The following is a 26,075-nucleotide window of genomic DNA, read 5'->3' as shown; positions in this document are numbered from 1 at the left end:
GCGCCAGTGCCTCACGTGAGTTCGGAAAGTGGGTAATCCATGTCGGATTTGACCAGTGCGGCACCCGCGGGAGTGGATCCTGTGATCTACCGCGGCATCGCCGATCTCGAGGCCGCGATGGGGCGCGAGCTCGGCCCCACCTCATGGTTCACCGTGGGCCAGGACCGAATCGACGGCTTCGCCGACGCGACCGAGGATCATCAGTGGATCCACGTCGACCCGGCGCGGGCTGTGGACGGTCCGTTCGGCGCCACCGTCGCCCATGGGTTCCTGACGCTGTCGCTGGTGCCGTACTTCGTCAACTGTCTGCGCCGGATCGAGGGGGTGCGGATGGGGGTGAACTACGGGCTGGACAAGGTTCGTTTTCCCGCGCCGGTGCGGGTTGGCAGCCGTATTCGGGCGCGCACCACCATGATTCGTCTCGATCATGTAGCGGACGACGCCGTCCAGCTCGTCACCCGGACGACCGTGGAGGTCGAGGGTGACGGCAAGCCGGGATGTGTCGCCGATCTCGTCAGTCGCTACTACTTCGACCGAGGTGACTCTCGCCGCCTGACTTGACAGTTCCATCATATCGCTGTCGCTGCTCTGTAGTGGATGATCGGCGATCAACAAGCATTAACTTGACACTTTCGTCAAAAATGGCTTACGGTGAGTGACGAGCCAGTTGTCACATTCGGATAGGGGATTTTCCGTGACCCAGTTCACCGACGCGCCGATCTTCGACGCGGACACGCATATGTACGAGACTCCGGACGCGCTGACCCGCCATCTGCCTGAGAAGTACCACCGCGCAGTGCAATTCGTGAAGGTCGGAAACGCGACTCGGATCGCGATCCTCGGCCGGATCACCGAGTACATTCCGAACCCGACGTTCGACCGAGTGGCCGCGCCGGGATCGTGGGAGAAGTTCTTCTCCGGCCGGAACGCCGAGGGCAAATCGCTGCGGGAACTGTCGATCGGCATCGACGCCGAGCCCTCGTTCCGGCAACCCGGACCCCGCATCGCGGAGCTCGACCGTCAGGGAGTGGACGAGGCGCTGGTCTATCCGACGCTGGCCAATCTGGTCGAGCATTCCGCCGCCGAGGACCCCGAGCTGGTGGCCGCGATGATCCACGCGTTGAACCGGTGGATGTTCGATACCTGGGGCTACACCCATCAGGGCCGGTTGTTCATGACGCCGGTGATCAGCGCCGGCATGGTCGATGCTGCCCGGCGCGAGCTGGCCTACGTCGTGGAGAACGGGGCGAAGGTGGTGTTGATGAAGCCCGCACCGGTGAAGGGCCTGCGCGGCTGGCGCTCGCCAGCGCTGCCGGAATTCGACCCGTTCTGGAACGACGTCGAACAGGCCGGGGTCCCGGTGGTGTTCCATGCCAGTCAGCCCCCGCTGGACGACTACATCAACCAGTGGGAGCCGCCGGAGACCAACAGTCATCTGGAAATGAGCGCGTTCCGGTGGATCGCGTTGGGGCACCGAGAAATCGCCGACATGATGACCAGCCTGATCTGCCACGGGACGCTCACCCGGTTCCCGAAGTTGCGCATTGCCAGTGTGGAGAACGGCAGCGCCTGGATCGGACCGCTGTTCGACGATTTCGAGGCCACGTACGCCAAGATGCCGCAGGCATTCGAGGAACATCCCCACGAAGTGTTCCGCCGCAATATCTGGGTCAGTCCGTTCTGGGAGGGCAAGGTTGCCGATGTGGTGCGGACGGTCGGTTGGGACCGGGTGCTTTTCGGCTCCGACTTCCCGCACCCGGAGGGCCTGACCGAGCCGCGCGGTTTCTACGAGTACGCCGAGGGCATGGACGAGCGGCGAACCCGGGACTTCATGGGCGACAACGCCCGCCGTCTGCTCGGCCTGCCCGTGCGTAATCCCGCCGGAGACAGCGTGCCCGTCCTCGTGTAAATGAAATACGTTGTGTCACGCCGCGGTTCGACCGTCGGTGCGGCAAAGGTCGGGTTCACGGCCCGTCGGCCCGGTGCGTGCGTGCGCGCCGAGAAAGGTGTGAGATGTCGCTGGAGTCGGCACCGGTCGCGTCGTCGACCCTGCTGGATCTGCTGGAGGTGGAGCAGATCGATCGGAATCTGCACCGCTCGGTCCTGGTTTTCGACGAACCGTTCGCGTTGTACGGCGGCCAGGTCGCCGCGCAGGCGCTGCTCGCCGCCGGGCGCACGGTGCCCGGCAGCCGGCTGCCGCATTCACTGCATTGCTACTACCTGCGCGGCGGCAGCGCGGCGCGGCCGGTGCTGTACCGGGTCGACGAGGACCGCGACGGCCGATCCTATTCGGCGCGCCGGGTGACCGCGTTGCAAGACGGTGAGGTCATTTTCACGATGTCCGCGTCGTTCGCGGTGGCGCGGCCCGGCGCGGACCACGAGGTCGAGGCGATGCCCGATGTCGCCGGACCGGAGACACTGCCCGAGTGGGAATTCGAGCGCATGTGGTCGATGCAGGCGAGGGTGCCACCGCGGCGAACCCCCGCCACGCCGTGGCCCAGTCTGTTCTGGGCCCGCAGTGCGATCGACCTGCCGGACTCGCCACTCCTGCATGCCTGCGTGCTGACCTACCTGTCCGACACATCGAGCGGTCTGGTGGATGTGCCCGGCGGCGCGGAGTGGGCAGGTTCGACTCTCGACCACGCCGTCTGGTTCCATCGACCGGCGCGGCTCGACGAGTGGGTGCTCGTGGACTTGCTCCCACAGACGGTCGCCGCGGGCAGGGGCCTCTACACCGGGACGATCCGCCGGACCGACGGCGTCACGGTGGCCACTCTGGCCCAGGAGTCCCTGTTCCGGGAACCGCCCGCCGGTGCGAGCTTGCCGAGGATCTGAGCTACTGCTCGAATCGAAACAGGATGCGCCGCCGGGTATCCGGCGGCGCATTCGCTCGTTCGGCGCGACACCTGTCAGGGTGTGTTCTTGTCCGCGGACAGTACGGCTGGCGCCGCGCGCCAGTCCTCCAGGCCGTAATCGACTGTGCCGACGTAGATTTCGCCGCGTGACACCTCGCTCCAATGCGCGTGATTGAGCTGGTGGATCGTGAAGCAGGCATCGAGGGCCGTGGTGAAGCCCATGGCATCCTGTGCCTGGTTGACCGAATCCTTGATCAGCATGGCCGCCATCGAGGGGACTTTGCCGACGCGGGCCGCGAATTCGACCGTTCGCTCGGAGAGGCTGTCGGCGGGGAAGACCTTGCTCACCATGCCGAGCGCGTATGCCTGTTCGGCGTCGATCGAATCGCCGGTCAGCAGCAGCTCCTTCGCCTTACGCGGGCCGAATTCCCAAGGGTGGGCGAAGTATTCGACACCGCACATCCCCAGTCGGGTGCCGACCACATCGGCGAAGACGGTGCCCTCGGCAGCCACGATGAGATCGCAGCACCAGGCCAGCATGAGCCCGGCCGACAGGACACTGCCGTGCACCTGCGCGATGGTGATCTTGCGCAGCTGCCGCCAGCGTTTGGTGTTCTCGAAGTAGTAGTGCCACTCCTGTCGAACCCGCCACTCGGCGCCGTCGAGAGTGCTTCCGTTGCATTGGAAACTCGGATGCTGGTCCGGCCCTGGTTCGCGTTCGGCGACGCTCTCGGTGGTACCCAGATCGTGTCCGGCGGAGAATGCGGGCCCCGCACCGCGCAGAATCACCACCCGTACCGTGTCGTCGGATTCGGCGCGTTCGAAAGCCTCGCCCAATTCCACGAGCATGCCGCGGTTCTGTGCATTGCGCGCCTGCGGCCGGTTCAGGGTGATCCGCGCGATGCGGCCCTGTTCGAGGGTTTCGTAGTGAATGTACCGGTAACTCATTCCGATGCCTTTCCCGGCGTGTGCTGGATGCGCAGCGCCTTCTTGTCGATCTTTCCGGTGGGCAGGATCGGCAGGTGGTCCACGACGATCACGGATTTCGGCGCTTTGTAGGAGGCCAGCCGCTCGGCGACGTGGGAACGCAGCGTGGCGGTGTCGATCTGCGCGCCGGCGGCGGGCTCGACGATCGCGCAGACCGCCTCGCCCCAGCGTGGGTCCGGGATACCGATCACCGCGCACCGCGCCACCGTGGGGTGCGCGGTCAGGGCGTCCTCGACCTCGAGAGAGTAGATGTTCTCGCCGCCACTGATGATCATGTCCTTCTTGCGGTCGACCAGATGTAGCAGGCCCTCTTCGTCCAGGACGCCGACGTCGCCGGTGCGGCACCACCCGTCGCGCAGTGTCGCAGCGGTGGCCGCGGAATCGTTCCAGTAACCGCGAAATGCGGTGGGGGATCCGACAACGATCTCGCCCGCGGTGCCGGTCGGGCAGCCCTGCCCGAAATCGTCGACGATACGAACCGTGGTGTCGGGGAACGGATGTCCGACCGAGGCGAGCCGGCGCTCGCGCGTGCGGCCCTTGCCGAGATGGAATTCGCGCGCCAGTCCGGAGGTGATCACCTCGGTCTGGCCGTAGAGGTTCAAAAATCCCGCTCGCGGCATCGCGGACAACGCGGCGGACAGGGTGGTCGAGGTGATGGGCGCCGCTGAATACACCACCGTTTCCACGGTGGCCAGCGCGTCGGAGTCGCCGGCGGCGTCCAGGACGTTCTGGAGCATCGTCGGTGCAAGATGCAAAATCGTGACCGCATCGGCGGAAACCGCCGCGAGCACCGCTGCCGGATCGAACTGCCGATGCAGCACAGCAGTGCCGCCTCGTGCGTGTACACCGAGCCCGATCGCCATCGCACCGATATGGAACATCGGCATCGTCAACAGCACGCGATCCGTGCTGCCGGTGCGCATTTCGCCGTTCATGATGGCCGCGCACGAATACAGTTCGCGTTGACCGATCATGCAGCCCTTGGGTCGCCCGGTGGTTCCGCTGGTGTAGATCAGGCAGGCCAGATCGTCCGGCCGGGCCGTGAACGGCAGGTCCGATGCGCGGCCCCCGGCGACGAAGTCGGCATAGGCCGTGACGTCCGCACGCCGGGACGGGCCGAAGGACACGACCAGTTCCAGGTCCAGCTCGGCGCGCACGGCATCGACCACGGGCAGGTACTCCGGATCGACGAAGAGCACTCGCGGTGCCGCATCGGCGAGGATGCGCCGTACCTCGGGCGCGGCCAGCCGGAAGTTCACGGTGGCCACGACCAGGCCGCTCAACTGCCCGGCGGCCAGGACCTCGCCGAATTCGACGCTGTTGCGGCAGAATACGGCGATTCGATCCTGGCGCCGCAGACCCACGTCGGCGAGCGCGGCCGCCACGGCGGTGGCTCGCGCGTGCAACTCGCCGTGGGTGATGCTCCGCCCCTGGGACATGTACGCGGGCACATCGGCGAAACGGACAGCATTGTGCTGGATGGTGTCGGCGAGACAGTGCTGGGTCGGCACGAGCGGCTCCGATGGGCTCGATGAATCGAAAGAGGACTCCGGCAGAGCACCTCGAAATATATTTGACGATAATGCCAAACGAGACCTGCGTGCAGCAAGTACGGTGGTGTCGAAAGATCGAGATCGCGCAAATGCTATCGAAGAGAGACTATTTTAGATAGTATTTGACAATGACGTCAAGTAAGGAACATGGAGGCGGATCGCGTGCCCGCGCCGCGCGAGCGGTGGCGGACCGTGCCGGTGTGGCTGTCGTATGCGTCGAATGCCAGAACGGGGTGATCGGCCCGGATTCGGTGCTGCCGGCGCTCGCCGCCGACGCGCGGGCGGTCGTGGCCGGGATCAGCAGGCTGGTGACCGGCGCCAGGGCCGCCGGTATCGCGGTGGTACACGCGACATTCGAGGGGTTCCTCGGCGGTGGTTCGGCCGGGCAGGCGCCGTTGTGGCGGGCCTTGGATGGATCCGGTCGATGGCAGCCCGGTCACCTGGCCACGCAGGTCGTCGCGGATGTGTTCGATCCGGCCGATGTGGTGCTTCCCCGGCATCACGGACTGTCGCCCACGCGCGGTACGGAACTGCTTCCGGTGTTGCGTAGCATGGGAATTCACACCGTAGTGCTAGCGGGCGTCTCGCTGAACGTGGCATTGCCACTCACCGCGGCCGACGCGACCCAGGACGGCTTCCGGGTGGTGGTCGCGCGCGACGCTGTGATGGGCACTCCGGCCGAGTATGCCGAGCAGGTGCTGCGCAACACGATCGCGATGCTCGCCGATGTCGTCACGGTCGATGATCTGACCGCCGCCTGGTCCGCGTCGGCGGTGCGGGCATGACCGGGGAGTACGGCGTAGCGGTCGACGCGGATGTGCGTCCGGTATATCCGCCCGAACGCGCGCATGCCGTATTGCACTGCAATATCAACACTCTCGCGCTGGACCGGGCCACAGCCTTTCACATGCTGGCGTTCGGTATGGACCCCCGCATGCGGTCGGTCGGCACTGACGACGACTCGGCCGTGATGGGGCTCGGCAGCAGTACGGCGAGCACCACGACATTTCTCTACGATCGGCGCGGTCCGCGAGCCGCGCCGGCCCTCGAGCTGGTCGGGTGGACCCGCCCAAGGACAGAGCCCGCCGAGCCTCGGTTGGCGCCGTCGGGTTTCCTCGCGCTCGGCTATCGTGTCGCCTCGCTGGAGATCTTTCAGGCCAGGTTGGCGGCGATCGGGTTCGCCGCCACGGAGGCCGCCGGGGGTGTGCCGGTGCGCGGTACGCTGCGTCGGGCGCTCCGGCTGACCGATGTCGACGGGGTCGTGGTCGAAATTGCCGAGATCCCTTCGGCAGCAGACGATCCCAGCCGAGCAGTCCTGTTGTCGCACCAGCGTATGCGGTGTTCGGATCTGACCGCCACCATCGCCTGGTACGGCGGCCTCGGCTGGGAGGTCTGGGCCCGCGGCGAGGGTGCTCAGGGGTCGACGGCATCCCTGGTGCTGCCCGAGGATCCGACATTCTCGCTCGAGTTCGAGCAGCTGCCGCAGGCCGCCGGGGCGCCCCGGCCGGCGAATACCCAAGGGCTGTACCGGATTGCGCTCGCCGTCGACGATGTCCGGGAGGCCCACGCCGCGCTGGTGCGCAATGCGGTGCTGGGTGTGGTGCCGGACCCGGTGACTTTCCCGATGCCCGACATTCCGACCGGCGGGTTCACCGTGCTGTTTCTGACCGATCCGGACGGAGCGGTCGTCGAGCTGGTCGAGCGGCCGCGGTCGACGGTGAGCCGACCGCGGGAACCGCGCTGACCGTTCAGATTTCGACCACCCGGAGCAGGTCGGCGCCACCCAGTAGGTCGGCGCCGATCTGCTCGGCCAGTTCGACGTGCCCGCCCAGCAGTAGATCCAGCGCCGCCGCGCGCGTGACCTGGCGATGCAGCGTGTGCTCCTGGGACAACCCCATCGCGCCGAAGACCTGGACCGTATGGCGCATCACGTCCGCCTGTGTCCGGCCCGCGCGCAACTTGGCCAGTTGCGCGGTCCGGGCGCCGCTGTCTTCGCCGGCGGTGTCGAGGGCCGCCTGCGCCGCCGCCACTGCGACGAAGGCTTCGGCGAGCCGGTGCCGGACGGCCTGGAATGCCGCCAGCTCCCGGCCGTATTGTCTCCGGGAGCTGGTGTGCGCGACCGCGGAATCCAGTGCGGCAGTGCAGATTCCGATGATCTCGGCGCACAGCGCGCGGTGCGCCGCCGCCACCGCACGCGGGCCTGCCGTCCCGGCTGCCAGCGGCTCGCTGTCCGGGATCCGCTCGATCCGTAGCCACTCCGATCCGGGATCGAAGCCGTGGATCGGCCGAGGTGTCACGAGGTTCGCGTCCACCAGGCCGATGTGCCCCGCCGCGTCGATGCTCACCAGTTCGGTGACGCCGTCCAGCGGTCCCAGTAACAGGTCGTATCCGGGATGCCGATAGAGCACGGCCCGGTTCGCCGTGCCGCGAGGCAGGACCGAGGTCAGCTCTCGCAGAACGACGTCATCGAGTAGCCGCGACACCGCCAGTGCCCGGCCTTGCTCGGTGAACAGCAGGTTGGTCGCCGTGGCGGGATCGCCCGTGGACACATCGTCCCAGCCCAGTTCGGCCAGCGCGGCCGACACACCCGATCCGTTCTGGTGCGCGGTGAAGACCTCACGCAGCGATCTGGTCAGCAATTGGATCGTGTCGGTATCGAATCCGGTTGCGGTACTGCTCATTTCGTGGCCTCCCTGGGCAGGCCGAGTACGTGATCGGCGATGATCGTGCGCTGTACCTCGGCGGATCCGCCGAGGATGGTCGCGGATCGGCTGTACCACCATTCGCTGCGCCACTGTGCCGCCGCAGCGGTGTCCTCGAAGACGAATCCGGGGCCGAGCAGGTCGCGACCGATGTCGTACAGGAGGATTTCGGCACCCGCGAGAAGTATCTTGTCGACACTGGCCTCGGGACCGACGGTGGCGCCGGTCGCGAGCTGTCGCACGGTATCGGCGCTGCGCGCCCGTACCGTGACGAGTTGGGAATAGCACTCTGCGATCCGCTGCGCGGCGTCGGCAGGCAGGGTCCGTCCCGGATTCGTCGCGGCGAGCTCATCGCGCAGTTCACGCAGCCGTCGGAACGCTTCGGCGGCGGACATCCACGCGTACATCGCCCGCTCGTACTGCAGGAGATACATCGCGACCGCCCAGCCTTGGCCTTCGGCTCCGATCAGCCGGTCCGCCGGAACGACAGCGTCGTCGAAGAACTCCTCGGCCAATTCGTTGTCGCCGCTGGCCAGCGCTATCGGGCGGCGGGAGATGCCCGTGCCCTCGGCATCGACCATGATCATCGACAGGCCGCGGTGCCGTGATTCCGGGGTGCCGGTGCGGACCAGGCAAACCAGGCGGGTGGCGGTGGCGCCGTGGCTGGTCCACAGTTTCTGCCCGTTGAGTACGTAGTTGTCACCCTCGCGACGGGCTCGGCAGCGCAATGCGGCCAGGTCGCTGCCCGCCTCGGGCTCGGAAAAGCCCTGCCCCCACCATTCCTTGCCGCGCAGGTAGGCAGGCAGGTATTCGGCGGCGAGGTCGGGTGCGAAGCGTACGACCGGAGGGCCCAGTGTCTCGAGCATCAGGTGCGGCGTGGGGATCGGCAGGTCCGTGGCGGCCAGTTCGTCGTAGAGCACGGCTCGATGGCGTTCGTCGCCGCCGAGACCACCGGCCGACGTGGGCCAGCCGTACCGGTTCCAGCCCGCCTGATAGAGCTCACCCATCAGGGCTGCGTGGTCGGCGATGCGCTCCTCGGTGGTGGTGTAATGCTTTGTGCGCCAAGCCGACAGCGTCGGTTCACCGGTCAGGTACGCACGCAGCGCGGTCCGGTAGGCGGCCGGGTCCGATGCGAGCGCGTCGGTCATGACCGGCTCGGCTCCGCGGCACGTCGGCGGGAACGGTCGAGAAACCGGCGCACCAGCGCCTGGTGTTCGGCGGTGTCGAAGCTGGCGAATTCCTCGGCCAGCGCGTACTCCAGCACACCCGCCACCGCGCGCTTGAGATGCAGGTTGAGTGCGCGCTTGGTGCTCTGGACCGCCTGCGGCGGTTGGGCGGCAAGCTTGTCGGCCGTGCGCAACGCCTCGTCGAGCAGTGCTTCGTCGGCCACGGTGCGGTTGGCCAGCCCCAGGGCTACGGCTCTGTCGGCTGGGATGCGTTCGCTGGTAAGCAGGTACTCCTTGGCCTGCAGCATCCCCATCAGCATCGGCCAGGTGGGGGCGCCGCCGTCGGCGGCGGTCAGGCCGACACCGACGTGCGGGTCGGCCATGTAGGCGCTCTCGGCGATCAGCACGATGTCACTGCATGCGGCAAGGTTGCAACCGAGGCCCACCGCGGCGCCGTTGACCGCGGCGACCACCGGCAATGGGAAATCGAGCATTTCCTCGAGTAACCGGCGCGCCGCATCGATCTCTTTGCGCCGGCCGGGGCGATCGTCCCACAGCTCGACGAAGTGCTGAAAGTCGCCACCGGCACTGAATGCTCGCCCGGCGCCGGTGAGCACCACGGCGCGTGCCTCGATATCGGTGGCGATAAACCGCCAGACGCCGACGAGGGCGTCGTGCAGGGCCTCATTCGTCGCATTGAGCGCCTCGGGTCGATTCAGCGTGACGATCCGGACCGCGCCGCGGGATTCGATGAGCAATTCGGGGGCGAAAGGGTTCTGCATGGCTCTCCTACCGGTCCATCCCATACGTGACTCTCATCAGACCTCTACTTGACGAATATGTCAAATTTGGTGTGTGGATGTGCCCGGGAGGCGGCGGCGCGGCCCTCAGGCCGTGAGTATCGCCATCAGGAAATCGGTCGTGGTGCGGACGACATCGTCGGAATCCACTGGTAGCTGATGCTGGGTGCGGGTTAGGTACCAGGAGCGATCCAGCATCGCCTGAGCGCACAGTCCGAGTGCCTCCGGTGCGGCGGTGGGGTTCAGCTGGCGGCTGCGCAGATTCATTCCGAGTAGCCACACCACCCGCATCTGCATCCGGGTGCTGGCAATTCTGACGTCTTCGTCGGACGGCCCCGACTGGGCCGACAGGATGAAGGCCCCATGCTTGTCCATGAAGGCGAAATAGTCCCGTACCCAGGTCTCGGCGTCGATTCGGGTGCACGGCTGGGGAATGGTGTCCCAGCGCGCGACCACATCGAGCAGTTCGTGATAGGTCTCCTCGCCGAGGGTATTGAAGATCTCCCGCTTATCGCGGAAATAGGTGTAGAAGCCGGCCCGTGAGATCCCGCACACGTCTGTGATGTTGTTGATCCGGGTGCCCGCGTACCCGCGCTCCAGGAACAACTGCTTGGACGCCTCCAGGATGGCGTTGCGGGTACGAATCGCGCGTCGGCCCAGCCGTCCGTCTCCGGTGCCGTCGTCGGCTCCGCTGTTGTCGTCGTTGTCGAGTGCGGGCGCGGATGAATCGTTCATGATTTTGCCAGTGTAGGAGATCTCCGGTGCGAGATCGGGCAGTGTCGAACCGAACGCCGGCGGTTTTCCTGGACAGTTCCGTCAAGTGTGTCGGTCGATGGGTGCTGTCCTGCCGACGACACCGGTTCGAACGAGTCACGAATCCCGGTCGCCGACCTTGGTAACGATCCCGCTACCGGCATCGTCACGCACTCCGGCTCGCCGACCGGTCACGGCCGACCGTCGGCGGTTGGCGAACAATAGAGTTGGATAGGTGATAATAGTGGTATCAGCTGACCGATACCGGAGGAATTCATGTCTGCGATGCCACTGTCGACGTCGGTCGTCCGCGTGCCGAAGGCCGGTGAGATGGTGGCCGCTCAATTGCGCCGTCAGATCGTAACCGGGGAACTGCGCGAAGGCGACGCCCTGCCGTCGGAGACCGAACTGATGGAGCGATTCGGCGTTTCGCGGCCCACGTTGCGCGAGGCATTCCGAATCCTGGAGTCCGAGCAGGTTATTCAAGTGCGGCGCGGTGCGCGCGGCGGCGGCCGTGTGATGATGCCTGACGTTTCCGCGGCGGCGCGCTATGCCGGTACCCTGCTGCAGTATCGCAAGACCACCCTCGCGGACGTACACGAGGCGAGGGCGAATCTGGAGGTGGCCGCCGTGGCCACGCTGGCGCGCAAGCGAACCGCGGCCGATCTGCGGGCCCTCGACGATATGCTCGCGAAAGGCGAGGCGCTGCTGAGTGATCCGCCCGCGTTCGGCAAGGGCTACGATCTGGAGTTCCACCGCACGCTGATGCAGTTGGCGGGTAACCAGACGATGATCGTGCTGCTGGACATTGTCTCGACGATCATCGAAAGCCATGTCGAGAACTTTCTGCGTGAGCACCGCGGCGACCTCGGCGCGGAGTCCAAGGCGGCGGCAGCGCATCGCGCGCACGTCAAGCTCGTGCAATTGATCCGGGACAAGGATGCGGTCAAGGCGGAGACCTTTTGGCGCAAGCATCTGGCCCAGGTCAAGAACTTCATGATCGAGGACCCGGAGGAGTCCGTCCTCGACGTCCTGCCGTAGGAGTGCCGCAGGCAGCCGCGTGCGCCCGGCCGGGCACGCGGCTGCCGAACGCCGCGTCAGTCTCTATCCCGTCCGAGGACGGTGACCGCGGAGACCGCGGTGGGGCCGCCGATATTGTGCGCCAGGCCGATTCGCGCTCCGTCGACCTGGTTGGCGGCCGTGCCGCGCAGCTGTTCGAAGATCTCGAAGCACTGCGCCACGCCGGTGGCGCCCGGCGGGTGTCCCTTGGCCTTCAAGCCGCCGCTGGGGTTCACCGGCAGCGACCCGCCCACTGTCGTTGCGCCCGCCTCCACGAGTTTGTGCGCCCCGAACCGGTCGGCGAAGCCCAGATCTTCATAGCTGATCAGTTCTACACCCGTGAAGCAGTCGTGCACTTCGGCCACGTCGATGTCGCGGGGCGTCAGGCCGGCCATGGCATAGGCAGCCTTCGCCGCGCGCGTGGTGGCGGGGAAGGTGGTCATATCGGCCTTGTGCTGATGCATCACCCGATCGACGCCGAGTCCCACACCTCGGATCCACACCGGTCGATCGGTATAGCGGTCCACCACCTCTTCCGCGGCCAGCACCAGCGCCGCGGCGCCGTCGCTCTGCGGTGTGCAGTCGTACAGACCGAACGGCTCGACCACCATCGGCGCGTTGAGCACCTGCTCGACGGTGATCTCCTGCCGCAGTTGGGCTTTCGGGTTCGGCACGGCGTGGCGGTGGTTCTTCACCGCCACCATCGCCATATGCTCCCGGGTGGCGGGGGATTCATGCAGATACCGGCTCACGTGCAGCGCGAAGTTCGCCGGGGCGATCAGGCCGAGCGGATAGTCCCACGCCATATCGCGGGTCATGCCGGCCCACTCCCAGAATGTGTCCTTGCTCGCCGACTCCCGGACCTTGTCGGCGCCCATCACCAGCGCGACGTCGAATGCTCCGGAAGCGATCCCGTAGAGCGCGTTGCGAACGGCATCATTACCGGTGGCGCAAGCGTTTTCGACTCGAGTGATCGGGATGTCCAGCAGGCCGCAGCTATCGGCGAGGATTCCGGACGGGAATCCGTCGGTGGTGGAAAGCTCCCCGAACCAGGCCGCCTGAATATCGGATGTGGCGATGCCCTTGTCAATGCTCGCTGCGCATTCCGCGAAGGCCATCGGCAGCAGATCTTTGATACCCAGCCCGAAATGCTCGCCGAACGGCGTCATACCCGCCCCGACGACCGCGACCCTTCTCATGCGATCTCCTTCTGTGTGTGTGGCACGGCGTCCGGGACGAATGCGTATCCGTAGTCGGGAACCCCCGACCGCACCGCGACGCGGCGCAAGACCATGCGGCCACGGTCGTCGATGCTGATCGAACCCGGTTCGGCCGCGGTGGTTTTCGCCAGCGCACGGACCCCGACGTCGTCCAGTTCCACGATCACCAGCGAATACGGGCTGGGCAGGCCGGGCACCGGCACATGCACGGTGACCACGGTGTAGACGGTGCCGGTACGTGGCAGGTCCACGAGTTCGCCGCGCTCGACCAAGCGGCCGTCGGCATCGATCAGCGATCGCGGTGGAAATTCCAGGCTGCCCGTGGCGGGGTCACGCGAAGCCTGCCAGCGCAGCTTGGCATCGAATGCGCGCTCGTAGGCGGCCAGCGAGATGGGGATGTCGAGACCCGGCGCTCGAACCGTGCGCGGAGCCGGTCGCGGATCAGGCTCGTTACGCACTATCGGCGCCGCGGCGGCGTCCACGCTGAGGCCGGTCAGTGTGGCCTGCTCGACACCGAGAAGTGTACCGTCCGTGCCGGTTTCGGCCATCCATGCCAGGGCGAACACAGCCGCTGCGGCGCCGGTCGTCGGCAGCCGCGGCGGGGTGCCGCGACACAGGGACGTCGCCGTCTTGTGGTCCACGCCTGCGATGACGGCCACCTCACCCGCGGACACGGCCCGAACCGACTGCAGCACACCGCGTTCACGCAGCAGGCGAGGATCGCCGTAGTCGTGGCTCGCCCCGTTGGCGTCGCGGGTACGGACGGGAAGGCTCCGAGCCAGCCTCGCCACCGGGCGGACGGTGAGGCCGGTTTCACCGATCACCGCCGCCGCGGCTCCGGCCGGTGTGAGGTCGACGCCGATGACCAGCGTTCGCGGCCGGGCTGTGGCGATCGCGTCCAGTGCCGCGGGGGCGCCGCCGATACGCTCGGTGACCTCGATGTCCGGATCCAGTCCGAGTCCAGCCAGCAGGACCGCCCCGCTACCCCCCTCCAACAGTGGAAAGTCCCTGGTTACCAGGGTGACTCGGTGTACTGGGCCGCTACCGTGCAGGGCGGCCGATCCGGCTTCGACCGCCAGCGTAAGGGCGTCTTCGTCGTCCCCGGCGATGCGCTGCTGCGCGGTCCCCCATGGTGGCAGATAGGTGCCTAGCGAGGTGATCGAACTCATTTGCCACAACCCCTGTTCGGTCGTCGGCGCAAGGGCCTCGAAGTCGTATATTTAACTAACTATTTATACTACATTGGCGCGGTGTCGTCAGGTGTCGCGGACATCTCGACGGGAATTGTCTGCGCGAGGGATCTTGGGCCCCGAGGTCATGCTGTGGCCGATTCGCCCGCTCAACGCCTCGAGGCGTTGAGCGGATCGAGTTCGGGCGGCAGGCGCGTAGAACCGGGGAGCTGCCCGATGTGGCGGCGGTTGCGCCCGGTCCGGCGGGGCCGGGTGGGGATCGGATCGGTTTCGTGGTGGGTGTCTTCCTGGGCGCATTCGTCGTGCGGCTCACACGGGCGCCGGCCGGGCACTCCGCTTGGAATGAGTTAAATGATATTGCTAATCTGTTCGCAGTTTCGAGATTGCGGATGAAGTTCCAGGGAGACGAAGGAGTTCTCGGTGAGCACGCTGGCGGGTAAGACCATGATCATTTCGGGCGGCAGCCGCGGCATAGGTGAGGCGATCGCGCTGCGCGCCGCGCGGGATGGCGCGAACGTCGCCCTGCTTGCGAAGACCACCGAGCCGCATCCGAAACTGCCCGGGACGATCTACACCGCCGCGGCGGCGATCGAGGCGGCGGGCGGCAACGCTCTGCCGATCGTGTGCGACGTCCGCGACGACGATCGGGTCGCCGACGCGGTGGCACAGACCGTGGATCGTTTCGGCGGGATCGATATCGTGGTGAACAACGCGAGCGCGATCGACCTGACGCCGACGGACGCGGTGAGCATGAAGCGCTACGACCTCATGCAGAACATCAATGCGCGCGGCTCGTTCCTGCTGTCCAAGCTGGCGATTCCCGCGCTGCGCCGGGCGGCCAACCCGCACATTCTGACCCTGTCCCCGCCGATCCGGCTGGAACCGAAGTGGTTCGAGTCCGGCCACCTGGCCTACAGCATCGCCAAATATTCGATGAGTCTGGTGACCGTGGGCTTGGCGGCGGAGTTGTCTAAGGACGCGATCGCGGCCAATTCGCTGTGGCCGCGTACCGCGATCGCCACCGCCGCGGTGCGCAACGTCCTCGGTGCGGATGTCGAGAAGCGCAGCCGCAAGCGGGAGATCATGGCGGATGCGGCCCATGCGATTCTCACGGCGTCGAGCCGGGAGGTCACCGGGAACTTCTTCATCGACGACGAGGTTCTCGCCGCGCAGGGCGTCACCGACCTGTCCGGCTACCGGCTGGCCGAGCGGGAGGCCGATCTCGAACCCGACTTCTGGGTCGATTGGCCTGTCGCGCAGACGAACTGAGCGGCTTGTACCTTCTCTGGCGGAGGGACGTGATTCGCGGGCGCCCGGCCGCCGCGCGGGCTCGGTTCGGTTATCGGTCGGGTGTCCTCGACGTCGGCCGGGGCGCCGATCGACTCGTCGTATCGGGTTATAGATCTAAATAATTATAGAATTATTGCGATTTTTCCTATTTGGGGAAACGCTCGGCGCTGCGTTCCTATCATGTCGCCCATGAATGCTCTACTGACACGCGCTCTGGGGCTTGCCCTGGTGCATCTGCTCGCGCGGGCGTTGCTGGGTTTCGCGGTCCTGTTCTGGACGGATCGGACATCGCCCGCTCGGACGGCCGCGTTGGTCCTGGTTGTCGCATGTTCGATGAGCTGGGGGTTCGCCGACGGGCGTCGTGATCGGCTGCGCCACGGCGACCGGTCGGAGGCCGACTTCCCGATTCTCTGGTTGCGGGCCGCGGTGCTCGGCGGCCTCGTGGCGAGCGTCGCGACCTGGATCGCCGGTCTGCTGCCGTATCTGAGCCTCGGCCGGAATTCGTTGCTGTTCGAGCTCACTGCCGGTGCCGCGTGGATCGTTCTGCTGATCTACGTTCCGGCCATGGTCGGTGTCGGTCTCGGCCGGGTGCTGGCGAATCGGGTGCTGGCGAGGGTCGGCTGAACGGCACGTCATCCGTGCCACATATTGGTGACGCAATGTCAGACCAGCCGGTGGAATGAGTGTGAAATGGTCACGGTAGTGCCAGGGCAAATCGCTACTCACATGATTGACGCTACTGTCAGAAGCGCTTTAGAGTGAAGAGGATCAAGTGGCTGCGGCCGATCGTGACGACGTGCCGCACGGACACGGGATGTGACTCGAGTTGATGGAGCAGGCCGATGGCGCGGCGCACGGCAGTGCAGTCGCCGTCGAATACGTTCGTCCGGAGGTGCGGCTGTTGCCCGCGCCCACGGCGGTGTCGGAGGCGTTCTGGACCGGGGGCCGCGACGGGCGGTTGCTGATCTACCGGTGCCGCAGTTGCAAGCGATGGTTTCACCCCGGATCGGCGGCCTGTTTTCGCTGCCGGAGCACCGATGTGACCCCGGAGCCCGTCTCCGGCCGGGGCCGGGTCGCCGCGTTCACCGTGAATCGGCAGCCCTGGATCCCGGGATTCCCGCCACCATACGTCGTGGCGATGATCGAACTGGCCGAAGAGTCCGATGTTCGAGTGGTGAGCAATGTGGTCGGGGTGGCGCCGGAGGAGATGTCGGTCGGCCTCGAGGTCGAGGTGTTCTTCGAGCAGTGGGACGATATCTGGCTCCCCCTGTTCCGTCCTGCGGCAGGAGTGAGCGATGAGTGAGCCGAGTGGTCTGTTCGGGCGCAAAGCTGTAGTGACCGGCGCCGGCAAGTCCCAGGTCGGCCGACGTCTCGGACGCGGCGGTCTGGAGTTGACGGTCGAGGCCGCGCTGCGGGCGATCGCGGACGCGGGTCTGGATCCCGGCGACATCGACGGTGTCGCAAGTTATCCCGGGCCGGGCGTGCCCGATCCCGGATTCTCCGGTGCCACGGTGCACGAGCTGCGTAACGCACTCGGACTGCGCAGCCGGTGGTTCACCAGCAGTATGGAGACAGCGGGGCAGATCGGCCCGGCGATCGACGCCTGCATGGCCGTGGCCACCGGTCTGGCCGAACACGTTCTGGTGTATCGGTCGGTGTGGGAGTCCACAGCGCAGACCGCCGGGCGCGCGTCGGTGCTGTTTGGAAGTGGCCGGCTGCCCGACCATCTGGAGTATTTCGGCCCCTTCGGTGCGGTATCGGCGGCGAACTGGCTGGCCATGGTGGCCCAGCGCTACATGCACGATTTCGGGCTCACCCGCGAGCAACTCGGCGCCATCGCGGTGAACGCCCGAAACAACGCCGGACTCAATCCCGACGCCGTCTATCGCGCCCCCATGACCCTGGACGACTACCTCGAGGCGCGGATGATCTCGGATCCCTTCTGCCTCTACGACTGTGATGTGCCCTGTGACGGCGCCAGTGCGGTGATCATCTCCCGGCGCGAGGCCGCGGCCGGTCTGCCGAAGCCGCCGCTGACGGTCGAGTCCGTCGGCACGGGCATGTTCGAACGGGCGACCTGGGATCAGCGCGCCGACATCACGACGATGGCCGCGCACGACGCCGCGACCACGCTGTGGGAGCGCACCACGCTGCGCCCGGCCGACGTCGACATGGCCCAGCTCTACGACGGCTTCAGCTTCCTGACGGTGCAGTGGCTCGAGGCGCTGGGATTCTGCGAGCACGGCCACGTCGGTGAATTCGTGGAGGGCGGGCATCGCATCGCCCTGGACGGTGAGCTGCCGCTGAACACCAGCGGTGGTCAGCTCTCCGGTGGCCGCCTGCACGGTATGGGATTCCTGCACGAAGCCTGCGTCCAGCTGTGGGGTGAAGGCGGCGACCGGCAGGTGCGCAAGACTCCGGAACTGGCGGCGGTGGCGGTCGGTGGGGGCCCCGTGGCCGGGGCCATGCTGGTCAGCCGGCGTGAGTGAGGGCCGCCGCATGACATTGGATTTCGTCGATCCGATCCAGGATCTGGTACGCACGATCGCCTGGCTGCTCCTGCGCGGGCAGTTGCCGCCGGGGTGAGAGCTCTTCAGATATAGAGAACATTGATTTTAATTATATGACTATATATAGTCGATTGTGACGCACGCCACGCCGAGCGTCGCATTCCGGTGCCTCGTCCGACACGAAGGAGTCTCGGCGACCATGACAGCCACCACCACATCCGAAATCGCCCGCGGCGAAGTCCGCATGCTGATCGACGGCGTCCTCACCGACGCGGCTTCGGGTGCTCGCTTCGATAACGTCGATCCGGCAACCGAGGAGGTCATCGGCGACACAGCCGACGCCGGTGTGGCGGACATCGACCGCGCTATCGCGGCGGCGCGCGCGGCATTCGACAAGGGGACCTGGGCCGGTGATCGGGAACTCCGCAAGCATTGCCTGCGGCAGTTGCACGAGGCGCTGCAGGAGGAGAAGGAAGCGTTCCGGGCCGAACTGGTCGCCGAGGCGGGATCGCCGGTCTCCATCACCTATATGGCCCAGCTTGATTGGCCGCTGGCCGACGGGATCGGCTACCCGGCCGAACTCATCGACGAATTCGAGTGGGAGCGGATGCTGCCCGATACCGAGTTGTTCGGTGCGGTCAGTCACCGTCGGGTGGCCAAGGAGCCGATCGGTGTGGTCGCGGCCATCGCGCCGTGGAACTTTCCGGTCGAAGTCGCCCTCAACAAGATCGGGCCGGCTCTGGCCACCGGGAATACGGTCATTCTCAAGCCCGCCCCGGATACGCCCTGGAGCGCCACGCGTATCGGCCGGCTCGTCGCCGAGCGGACCGATATCCCGCCGGGGGTATTCAACGTGGTGACGACCTCGGACAACGGTGTCGCCGAGCGGCTGCTGGTGGATCCGCGGGTGGATATGGTGTCGTTCACCGGCTCGACGGCGGTCGGCAGGCGCATCGTCGAGCTCTCGGCGGCGACGTTGAAACGGACCTTCCTCGAGCTCGGTGGCAAGAACGCGATGGTCGTACTGGACGACGCCGATTTCGGTGCGGTCATTCCACAATCGATGATCGCCTGCATGCACGCCGGTCAGGGATGCGCCCTGCCGTCGCGCTTATTGGTGCCGCGCACGCACTACGCGGAGGCGGTCGAGATCGCGACCGCGACATTCGCCGGCATTTCGTGTGGTGATCCCGCCGATCCGGCCACTTTCGTCGGTCCTGTGATCAACGCGCGCCAGCGCGACCGGGTGCTCGACTACATCGCCAAGGGCGAGTCGGAGGGCGCCAGGATCACCATCGGTGGTGGCCGCCCCGAGCATTCGGCCAAGGGATATTACGTGCGGCCGACGGTGTTCGCCGACGTCGACAACACGATGACCATCGCGCGCGAGGAAATCTTCGGCCCGGTACTCGCGGTCATCCCGTTCGAGGACGACCACGATGCCATCCGCATCGCCAACGACAGTCCGTACGGGCTGTCCGGTTCCGTCTGGGGCGACGACCGCGAGCGGGTCGACACGGTCGTACGGGGAATCCGTACCGGCACATTGATGGTCAACGGCGGAATGTTCTACGGCGCCGATTCGCCGTACGGCGGCTACAAGCAGAGCGGCCTGGGCCGCCAGAACGGTCGCGAAGGCTTCGAACAGTACTTGCAGACAAAGGTTGTCGGATTCCGCTGACCCCTCAGGGGCGTTCCCGGAACAGAGAAGTGAAGAAAGGACTCCGGTCGAATGGAGCCGATTCTCGAAGGTGTGAAAGTCGTCGAACTCGCCGCATGGACCTTCGTGCCGTCCGCGGGTGCGGTGCTGGCGGATTGGGGCGCCGACGTTATCAAGATCGAACACCCGGAAACCGGAGATCCGCAGCGCGGTCTGGTCAATTCCGGGGTGGTGGCCGGTGCGACCGGTGTGAACCACTTCATCGAGCAACCCAACCGGGGCAAGCGCAGCATCGGCCTGGACGTCGCCAACCCGCAGGGACTGGAAGTCCTGCACAAGCTCGTCGAGCAGGCGGACGTTTTCGCCACCAATCTGCTGCCGGGTTCGCAGCAGCGCCTCGGCGTCGACCTGGACTCGATCCGGGCGCGAAATCCCAAGATCATCTACGCGCGCGGGCATGGCTATGGGCCGAAGGGACCCCAGGCCGACCGCGGCGGATTCGACCTCGCGGCCTATTGGGCGCGCGGTGGAATCGGTGACGCGCTGGCAGCGGGCGACGGTAGTTATCCGCCGATACAGCGCCCGGCCTTCGGTGATGTGTTCGGCGGATTCGCCATCGCCGGCGGTATCGCCGCCGCTCTGTACAAGCGGGAGCGGACTGGTCAGGCCTCGGTCGTGGATGTGTCGCTGCTGGGGACGGCGCTGTGGCAGCTGGGGCCGGATGTGGTGGGTTCCAAGGTGATCGGCTCGGATATCCCGAAATACGACCTCGAGGAAATGCCCAACCCGGTGACCAGTATCTATCGCACCCAGGACAACCGGTTCGTGGCGCTGGTGCTGTTGCAGTCCGACCGCTTCTGGCCCGATCTGTGCGTGCGCATAGGCCGATCCGATCTCGTTTCCGACGAGCGTTTCACGGATGCTCGCGTCCGTTTCGCCAACCGTCGCGAATGTACTGCGGAACTGCGCCGGACTTTCGAATCTCAGCCGCTCGAGCATTGGCGCAAGCAACTGGAGGATTTCGACGGGGTGTGGGACGTATTCGAATCGGCCCTCGAACTGCACGACGACCCGCAGGTGACCGCCAATGGTTATCTACCGAAGGTGACCGATGCCAACGGCAACACGTTCGCGCTGGCGGCCAATCCGGTGCAGTTCGACGAGACACCCCCGGTGCTGCGCGCGGCGCCCGGCCATGGTGAGCACACCGATGACGTGCTGCAGGAGCTGGGGCTGGATTGGGACCGGATCATCGCGCTGAAAGAGGCCGGGGCCGTCACCTGACGATTCCGCCCACTCGCCCGGCCGCGGAATCCGTATCCCTGCAACAGATTAGGACAAGACAGTGGGCAAGCTGGAAAACAGGGTTGTTTTCATCACCGGCGCCGCGCGTGGACAGGGCCGATCGCATGCGATCCGGTGCGCGGAGGAAGGCGCCGACATCGTCGGTGTCGACATCTGCGAGAACATCGACCTGGTTCCGTACAACCTCGGTACCGCCGAGGACCTCGAGGAGACCGTCCGGCTGGTGAAGAAGGCGGGCCGGTCGATGCTCGCGCGCACGGCCGACATTCGGGATCTGGCCTCGTTGCAGGCCGCATTCGACGCGGGGGTCGAACGGTTCGGTCATATCGACACCGTGCTGGCCAATGCCGGTGTGCTGCTGAGCAACACGAAAGAGCGTGATCCGGCCGAGGCGTTCCGCGTCGGTATCGATTTGCTGCTGATCGGGCCCTGGAACACGATTCGCGTCGCTTTGCCGCATCTGATCGAGCGCGGCGGGCAGGGCCACCGAGACGGCAATATCGTGGTGACCAGTTCGATGGCTGCCATGCTGGGACTCGGCAACGGGAAAGGCGGCGACGACGCCTACGGTGCGGCGAAACTCGCGCTGACCGGACTGGTCCGGCAATATGCGAATTATCTTGCCCAGTACCACGTTCGCGTGAACGGGGTCGCGCCGACCAATTGCGCGACCCCGATGGTGACGGACAATCCGGAGCTGTTCAACGTGCTCGGTGAATACCCGAACCTGGCCAACGCTATGCAGACCCTGCTTCCCGACCTGCCGATGATCGAACCGCGCGACGTCAGCGAGGCGATCCTGTTCCTGATCACGGAGTCGGGGCGCTCGTTCACCGGGAGCACGCTCAACGTCGACGCCGGAATGGCGACTCGTCGTTAGAACGACCACCGCACGAGAATACGGTTTCCGCTGCCCGAACGTTCGCGGGCGCGGCCGGCGGCGGGAAACCGTTCGAATGTGTGGCCTACGAACCAGTGGAGAAGTGGATTACCGGTATGGGGCTCGCGATCTCGCGGCGATGAGCCTCCGGGCCGGTGCGCGGGGGATAAAGTGAAACGCTGGGTGCCCGTATAATATATCCGGGCACCCAGCGCTTTCTCCGAAGGAGCGATGGCGAGGACCGACAGTCAGCGCCCTGTCCATACCGGCTTGCGCTTTTCGGCGAAGGCACGGGGCCCTCCTGTGCATCCTCGGAGAACGCGACGCCGGACAACTCCGCGGTGGTGGCGGCCCAGCCGCGCTCCTCGCCGGGCCGGCCGCCGCCGCTGCTCTGCCCCAGGGCGATGCGCTTGGTGGCCTGGACCGCGAGCGGTGCGTTGTCCGCGATACGCTGGGCCAGATTCAGCGCCTGCTCCAGCACCTGCGCGGCAGGGACCACGCGGTTGACCAGATTCAATTCCAGGGCCCGTTCGGCACTGATCGTGTCCCCGGTGAGCAGCAGTTCCATCGCCACCACCTGCGGCAGCCGGGTGGGCAGCCGGAACGCGCCACCGGCACCGGCGATCAGTCCGCGGGTCACCTCGGGCAGGCCGAAACTCGCGGTGTCGGCGGCGATCGCCAGATCGCTGGCGAGCACCAATTCGGTGCCACCACCCAGGGCAGGCCCGTTGACCGCGGCAATGGTCGGCTTGCTGATCGGGTGCGATACGTAACCGGCCAGCCCCCAGTGCTCGCAGTCCTTCGGAATCACCGCCTCACCGCGCGAGATCGCCTTCAGGTCGGCCCCCGCGCAGAACGCCTTGTCGCCGGCGCCGGTGAGGACCACCGCGCGGATCTCCGGATCATTGTCGGCCGCTTCCAGCGCATCCCCGACCCGAACGCACATCTCGGCGTTGACCGCATTGCGGGCCTGTGGGCGGTTGAGCGTGATGAGCAGGACGTGGTCGTGGCGTTCGACGAGAACGATCGGCGCCGCGACCTCGGTTTCGGTATTCGTCACGTGGGATCCCTGTCTTCTGGTCCGCTGGTGCGGGCGGATTCAATTCCATACTGTTGCGATGTCCACCGGCCGGTGCGGTGGCGGCGAGGGGACAGCCGGGGAAGTCCGGGAAAAGACCGGGGCGGGCGCCGGTTGTACGATGCCGTCGACGTCGATGAATACGCCCCGGGCGCGCATATGTTCGTCGTCCTGGGCTTCGGCCATCGTCAGTACCGGCGTCACACACGCGTCGGCGGTGTCGAACAACGTCGCCCAGTCGTCTCGGGAGCGGCTGGCGAATTTCTCGGCGAAGGCTCTTCGCATGCGCGGCCAGCTGGCCGGATCTCTTTGCGGGCCAAGGGTTTCCGGGTCCAGGCCGAGAATGCGCAGCAGTTCGGCAAAGAACTTCGGCTCCAGCGCGGCCACCGCGACATAGCGGCCATCGCGACATTCGTAGGTGTCGTAGAACGGTGCGGAACCGTCGAAGATATTGGCCCCCCGCTCGTCGGACCAGCGGCCGGATGCGCGCATCGACCACAGCAGGTGCCCCAGGGCCGGAGCCCCGTTCACCATCGCGGCGTCGATGACCTGGCCCCGGTCGGAGCGTTGCCGCTCGACCAGTGCGGCGAGGACGCCGACGACCAGGGACATCGAGCCGCCCCCGAAATCGCCGAACAGGTTCAGCGGTGGCACCGGCCGCTCACCGGCCCGGCCCACGGCGTGCAGCAGCCCGGTGATCGAGATGTAGTTGAGATCGTGGCCGGCCTGCTGGGCGCGCGGACCGGTCTGTCCCCAGCCGGTGACGCGCCCGTAGATCAGTCGTGGGTTACGGTCGAGCGCCACCTCAGGGCCGATCCCGAGACGCTCGGTGACTCCGGGCCGGAAACCCTCGAGCAGCACGTCGGCCCGTTCGAGGAGGGACAGGATCTGCTCGCGGTCGGCCGGATTCTTCAGATCGGCCTCGACCAGGGTGCGCCCACGCTGCTGGGCGGGCCTGTGGTCGGTGCGCTCAGGATTTCGGCGTTCGATCAATACGACGTCCGCGCCCAGATCGGCAAGTGTCATCGCGGCATGCGGTGCGGGACCGATGCCCGCGAGCTCGACGACTCGCACCCCGGCCAGCGGGCCGGCACCGCACGCCTGCTCCGCATCAGTCACTGGCTGGTAGCGGTTTCGCGGTCTTGACCGACAGAGCGGCGTCGCCGAGCCCCAGGGCGCCCGCGCCCGGCTTGGTGACCAGCACCTCGATGGTGCCGTCCGCATCGACATAACGCTTGCCGATGAGAGTGCCACCCGCGAATTCCTCGGACAGGCTCGGCCCCGATTCCCGGGGCCGGTCCAGGTCGACCATCGGGAATCCGCCGCAGCGCAATTCCGCGGTGTCGTCGCCGGCCCGCACCACGATCACTTCCGTGCTGCAGACCTGACTCCGTAACCGGGTTCCGGATTTCACCATTGTTACTCCTTTCCGGGGGTGCGAATCAGCGGACCGAATCGGTGGTCGCGTTCGCGAGATAATCGGCGACGATGTCCTTGCGCAGGATCTTTCCGGTCGGGGTGGCCGGCAGTTCGGTGCGAAAGACGAGGTGGTCCGGCGTGCGTGAGGAGCGCAGCCGGGAGCGCACGAATTCGAACAGCTGCTCGGGATCCGGCAGATCATCGCCTTCGGGCACCACGGCGGCGAGAATCGCCTGCCCCCAATGTTCGTCGGGAACTCCAACCACCGCGACCGACCGCACCGTCGGATGGTCGATGAGGACGTCCTCGATTTCGGCAGGTGCGATGTTCTCGCCGCCGCGGATGATCGTGTCGTCGTTGCGGCCGACGATGAACAGGAAACCGTCGGCGTCCTGATATGCCAGGTCGCGGGTGGGGAACCAGCCCTCGGCGTCGAGCACCGATCCCAAGCCCATGTATTCGCCGGAGACCTGCGGCCCGCGAACCCACAGTTCGCCCTGTTCGCCGACGCCGACCGGCTGCCCGTCGGCGTCGCGGATGAGAATTTCGATGTCCGGCACCGGACGCCCGATGGAGCCGAGCCGGGCCCGGACGGTCGGATCGTCGCTGTCCAGCGCGGCCCGGTGATCCTCGGGGCCGAGCAGGGCAATGGTGGAGCTGGTCTCGGTCAGACCGTAGGCGTTGACGAATCCGGTGCCGGGGAACGCGCGCAGCGCCGCCTCCAGCGTCGGGCGCGGCATGCGAGCGCCGCCGTAGGACAGCGACCGCAGTGTCGGTGCGTCGGTGACCGTTGTACCCGCCGCAGACACGATCCGGTCGAGCATGGTGGGCACCACCATGGCGGAGGTGACGGCCTCGTCGCGGACCAGGCGCAACCATTCGTGCGCGTCGAAATCGGGTAGATACACGATCCGACGGCCCGCATAGAAGTTCGTCAGGATCGTCCCGATTCCGGCGATGTGATACGGCGGCACGCTCACCAGCGTCGCGTCCGCGGGATCCGCCGAGCCGAATTCGACGGTGCCCATGACATAGCTCAGCAGATTGCTGTGCCGCAGCACGACCGCCTTGGGCTCCGAGGTGGTTCCGCTGGTGAAAAGGATGACCGCCGGACTCTCGGGATCGACATCGGCGATGGGCAGCGCCCCGGCCCCCGCCCGCGCGAAGAATGTGTCCGTGGTTTCGACGGTGGCGTCGGCGTGGGCAACCGATTCGGCGTAGCGGGGTGCTGCGATGACGAGCGCGTTGTCGACTCGCTCGATGAGCCGGACCAGTCGGGTGGTGTCGAGCCGGTAGTTGACCGGTACGAACGGGATTCCGGCGTGGGCCGCGCCCCACAGGAGTGCGGGAAGCTCGATACCGGAGCCGCCCAAATAGACGAGGTGTTCGGCGCCGGATCGGCGCAGCGCCGTGCCGACGCCCTGGACCAGGTCGCTGAACTGCTGGTAGGTCAGGGATCGCTCACCCGCGGTGAGGGCCACGCGGTCGGGGTTCGCGCCAACCGCCATGTCGAGTAGAAGGGAGATCGTCATCGTGTATTCCGATCGGCAATGTTCGGTGCGGCATCGTCGACGCGAGCCCGGCCGGGCGAACCGGTGTCGGAGCGGGCGCGTCCGGCACGATGACCAAATGGTGTGTTCCTGGGGTC

At 66.5% G+C, this 26,075-nt stretch carries 24 protein-coding genes and 1 pseudogene; 13 read left to right on the top strand and 12 right to left on the bottom strand.

Annotated elements, in window-relative coordinates; all coding sequences use genetic code 11:
• Window positions 1-39 precede the first annotated feature (39 nt).
• The 3 genes from NM2_RS01300 to NM2_RS01290 all read left to right on the top strand — a co-directional run bounded on the left by NM2_RS01300 (window position 40) and on the right by NM2_RS01290 (window position 2,835).
• Complete coding sequence (locus tag NM2_RS01300; protein WP_067662648.1) at window positions 40-561, top strand: MaoC family dehydratase; 522 nt, start codon at window positions 40-42, stop codon at window positions 559-561.
• A 133-nt stretch (window positions 562-694) separates the two neighbouring features.
• On the top strand, window positions 695-1,909 hold the full coding sequence (locus NM2_RS01295; protein ID WP_067662645.1) for an amidohydrolase family protein: 1,215 nt from the start codon (window positions 695-697) through the stop codon (window positions 1,907-1,909).
• Window positions 1,910-2,013: 104 nt separating this feature from the next.
• Window positions 2,014-2,835 (top strand): acyl-CoA thioesterase, encoded by an 822-nt coding sequence (locus tag NM2_RS01290; protein ID WP_067662642.1) that lies wholly within the window; start codon window positions 2,014-2,016, stop codon window positions 2,833-2,835.
• Window positions 2,836-2,909: 74 nt separating this feature from the next.
• Here the strand turns inward: NM2_RS01290 and NM2_RS01285 are convergent, their stop codons facing one another.
• Window positions 2,910-3,803 carry an enoyl-CoA hydratase gene (locus NM2_RS01285; protein ID WP_067662639.1) on the bottom strand — a complete coding sequence of 298 codons (894 nt, stop codon included), beginning with the start codon at window positions 3,801-3,803 and terminating at the stop codon, window positions 2,910-2,912.
• A complete protein-coding gene (locus NM2_RS01280) occupies window positions 3,800-5,353 on the bottom strand; it encodes a class I adenylate-forming enzyme family protein (protein WP_067662636.1) in 1,554 nt (517 codons plus the stop codon). Before NM2_RS01280 ends, NM2_RS01285 begins: the two co-directional genes overlap by 4 nt.
• 170 nt (window positions 5,354-5,523) lie before the next feature.
• On the opposite strand from NM2_RS01280, the gene NM2_RS01275 reads away from it, so the two are divergent.
• Together NM2_RS01275 and NM2_RS01270 are read left to right on the top strand one after the other, a co-directional pair.
• Window positions 5,524-6,180 (top strand): isochorismatase family protein, encoded by a 657-nt coding sequence (locus NM2_RS01275; RefSeq protein WP_084530362.1) that lies wholly within the window; start codon window positions 5,524-5,526, stop codon window positions 6,178-6,180.
• Window positions 6,177-7,139: a VOC family protein gene (locus tag NM2_RS01270; protein ID WP_067662630.1), complete on the top strand. Its 963-nt coding sequence runs from the start codon at window positions 6,177-6,179 to the stop codon at window positions 7,137-7,139. The genes NM2_RS01275 and NM2_RS01270 overlap by 4 nt, the downstream gene beginning before the upstream one ends.
• A 4-nt stretch (window positions 7,140-7,143) precedes the next feature.
• On the opposite strand, the gene NM2_RS01265 is transcribed toward NM2_RS01270, so the two are convergent.
• From NM2_RS01265 to NM2_RS01250, 4 genes are all read right to left on the bottom strand, one after another.
• Complete coding sequence (locus NM2_RS01265) at window positions 7,144-8,076, bottom strand: acyl-CoA dehydrogenase family protein (protein ID WP_067662627.1); 933 nt, start codon at window positions 8,074-8,076, stop codon at window positions 7,144-7,146.
• Window positions 8,073-9,245, bottom strand: coding sequence for an acyl-CoA dehydrogenase family protein (locus NM2_RS01260; RefSeq protein WP_067662624.1), 1,173 nt, complete (start codon window positions 9,243-9,245; stop codon window positions 8,073-8,075). Before NM2_RS01260 ends, NM2_RS01265 begins: the two co-directional genes overlap by 4 nt.
• The gene (locus tag NM2_RS01255; RefSeq protein ID WP_067662620.1) at window positions 9,242-10,045 is read right to left on the bottom strand and encodes an enoyl-CoA hydratase/isomerase family protein; all 804 of its coding nucleotides are present in this window, start codon (window positions 10,043-10,045) and stop codon (window positions 9,242-9,244) included. Before NM2_RS01255 ends, NM2_RS01260 begins: the two co-directional genes overlap by 4 nt.
• A gap of 105 nt (window positions 10,046-10,150) precedes the next feature.
• Window positions 10,151-10,798, bottom strand: coding sequence for a TetR/AcrR family transcriptional regulator (locus tag NM2_RS01250; protein ID WP_084530361.1), 648 nt, complete (start codon window positions 10,796-10,798; stop codon window positions 10,151-10,153).
• A 294-nt stretch (window positions 10,799-11,092) separates the two neighbouring features.
• Between NM2_RS01250 and NM2_RS01245 the strand changes: the two genes are divergently transcribed.
• Window positions 11,093-11,857, top strand: coding sequence for a FadR/GntR family transcriptional regulator (locus NM2_RS01245; protein WP_067662617.1), 765 nt, complete (start codon window positions 11,093-11,095; stop codon window positions 11,855-11,857).
• A gap of 56 nt (window positions 11,858-11,913) precedes the next feature.
• Here the strand turns inward: NM2_RS01245 and NM2_RS01240 are convergent, their stop codons facing one another.
• Window positions 11,914-13,074, bottom strand: coding sequence for a thiolase C-terminal domain-containing protein (locus NM2_RS01240; protein WP_067662614.1), 1,161 nt, complete (start codon window positions 13,072-13,074; stop codon window positions 11,914-11,916).
• A complete protein-coding gene (locus NM2_RS01235) occupies window positions 13,071-14,264 on the bottom strand; it encodes an OB-fold domain-containing protein (protein WP_067662611.1) in 1,194 nt (397 codons plus the stop codon). The genes NM2_RS01240 and NM2_RS01235 overlap by 4 nt, the downstream gene beginning before the upstream one ends.
• A 441-nt stretch (window positions 14,265-14,705) precedes the next feature.
• Here NM2_RS01235 and NM2_RS01230 point away from each other — a divergent pair, with 441 nt between their 5' ends.
• The 7 genes from NM2_RS01230 (at window position 14,706) to NM2_RS01200 (ending at window position 21,930) form a co-directional block, all read left to right on the top strand.
• Window positions 14,706-15,554, top strand: coding sequence for an SDR family oxidoreductase (locus NM2_RS01230; protein WP_067662608.1), 849 nt, complete (start codon window positions 14,706-14,708; stop codon window positions 15,552-15,554).
• 210 nt (window positions 15,555-15,764) lie between these two features.
• Complete coding sequence (locus tag NM2_RS01225; RefSeq protein ID WP_084530360.1) at window positions 15,765-16,199, top strand: B-4DMT family transporter; 435 nt, start codon at window positions 15,765-15,767, stop codon at window positions 16,197-16,199.
• Window positions 16,200-16,404: 205 nt separating this feature from the next.
• A complete protein-coding gene (locus NM2_RS01220) occupies window positions 16,405-16,878 on the top strand; it encodes a Zn-ribbon domain-containing OB-fold protein (protein ID WP_067662602.1) in 474 nt (157 codons plus the stop codon).
• The gene (locus tag NM2_RS01215; protein WP_067662599.1) at window positions 16,871-18,064 is read left to right on the top strand and encodes a thiolase family protein; all 1,194 of its coding nucleotides are present in this window, start codon (window positions 16,871-16,873) and stop codon (window positions 18,062-18,064) included. The genes NM2_RS01220 and NM2_RS01215 overlap by 8 nt, the downstream gene beginning before the upstream one ends.
• A 220-nt stretch (window positions 18,065-18,284) precedes the next feature.
• On the top strand, window positions 18,285-19,766 hold the full coding sequence (locus NM2_RS01210; protein WP_067662596.1) for an aldehyde dehydrogenase family protein: 1,482 nt from the start codon (window positions 18,285-18,287) through the stop codon (window positions 19,764-19,766).
• Between the two features lie 51 nt (window positions 19,767-19,817).
• Window positions 19,818-21,029, top strand: a complete 1,212-nt coding sequence (locus NM2_RS01205; RefSeq protein WP_067662593.1) for a CaiB/BaiF CoA transferase family protein — start codon at window positions 19,818-19,820, stop codon at window positions 21,027-21,029.
• Between the two features lie 61 nt (window positions 21,030-21,090).
• Window positions 21,091-21,930: a mycofactocin-coupled SDR family oxidoreductase gene (locus tag NM2_RS01200; RefSeq protein ID WP_067662590.1), complete on the top strand. Its 840-nt coding sequence runs from the start codon at window positions 21,091-21,093 to the stop codon at window positions 21,928-21,930.
• Window positions 21,931-22,178: 248 nt separating this feature from the next.
• Here NM2_RS01200 and NM2_RS01195 read toward each other — a convergent pair.
• The 4 genes and pseudogenes from NM2_RS01195 to NM2_RS01180 all read right to left on the bottom strand — a co-directional run bounded on the left by NM2_RS01195 (window position 22,179) and on the right by NM2_RS01180 (window position 25,959).
• A pseudogene (locus NM2_RS01195) lies at window positions 22,179-22,990 on the bottom strand (crotonase/enoyl-CoA hydratase family protein).
• 39 nt (window positions 22,991-23,029) lie between these two features.
• Entirely contained in the window at window positions 23,030-24,127 is a 1,098-nt protein-coding gene (locus tag NM2_RS01190) for a CaiB/BaiF CoA transferase family protein (protein ID WP_067662587.1), read from the bottom strand.
• Window positions 24,120-24,425, bottom strand: coding sequence for a hypothetical protein (locus tag NM2_RS01185; RefSeq protein WP_067662584.1), 306 nt, complete (start codon window positions 24,423-24,425; stop codon window positions 24,120-24,122). The genes NM2_RS01190 and NM2_RS01185 overlap by 8 nt, the downstream gene beginning before the upstream one ends.
• Window positions 24,426-24,450: 25 nt before the next feature.
• Complete coding sequence (locus NM2_RS01180) at window positions 24,451-25,959, bottom strand: class I adenylate-forming enzyme family protein (RefSeq protein ID WP_067662581.1); 1,509 nt, start codon at window positions 25,957-25,959, stop codon at window positions 24,451-24,453.
• Window positions 25,960-26,075: the final 116 nt, after the last annotated feature.

This window comes from Nocardia miyunensis NBRC 108239 (genome assembly GCF_001613065.1).
GTDB lineage: Bacteria > Actinomycetota > Actinomycetes > Mycobacteriales > Mycobacteriaceae > Nocardia > Nocardia miyunensis.
Note: the sequence above shows the minus strand (reverse complement) of the source record. Positions and strands in the feature narration are given on the sequence as shown.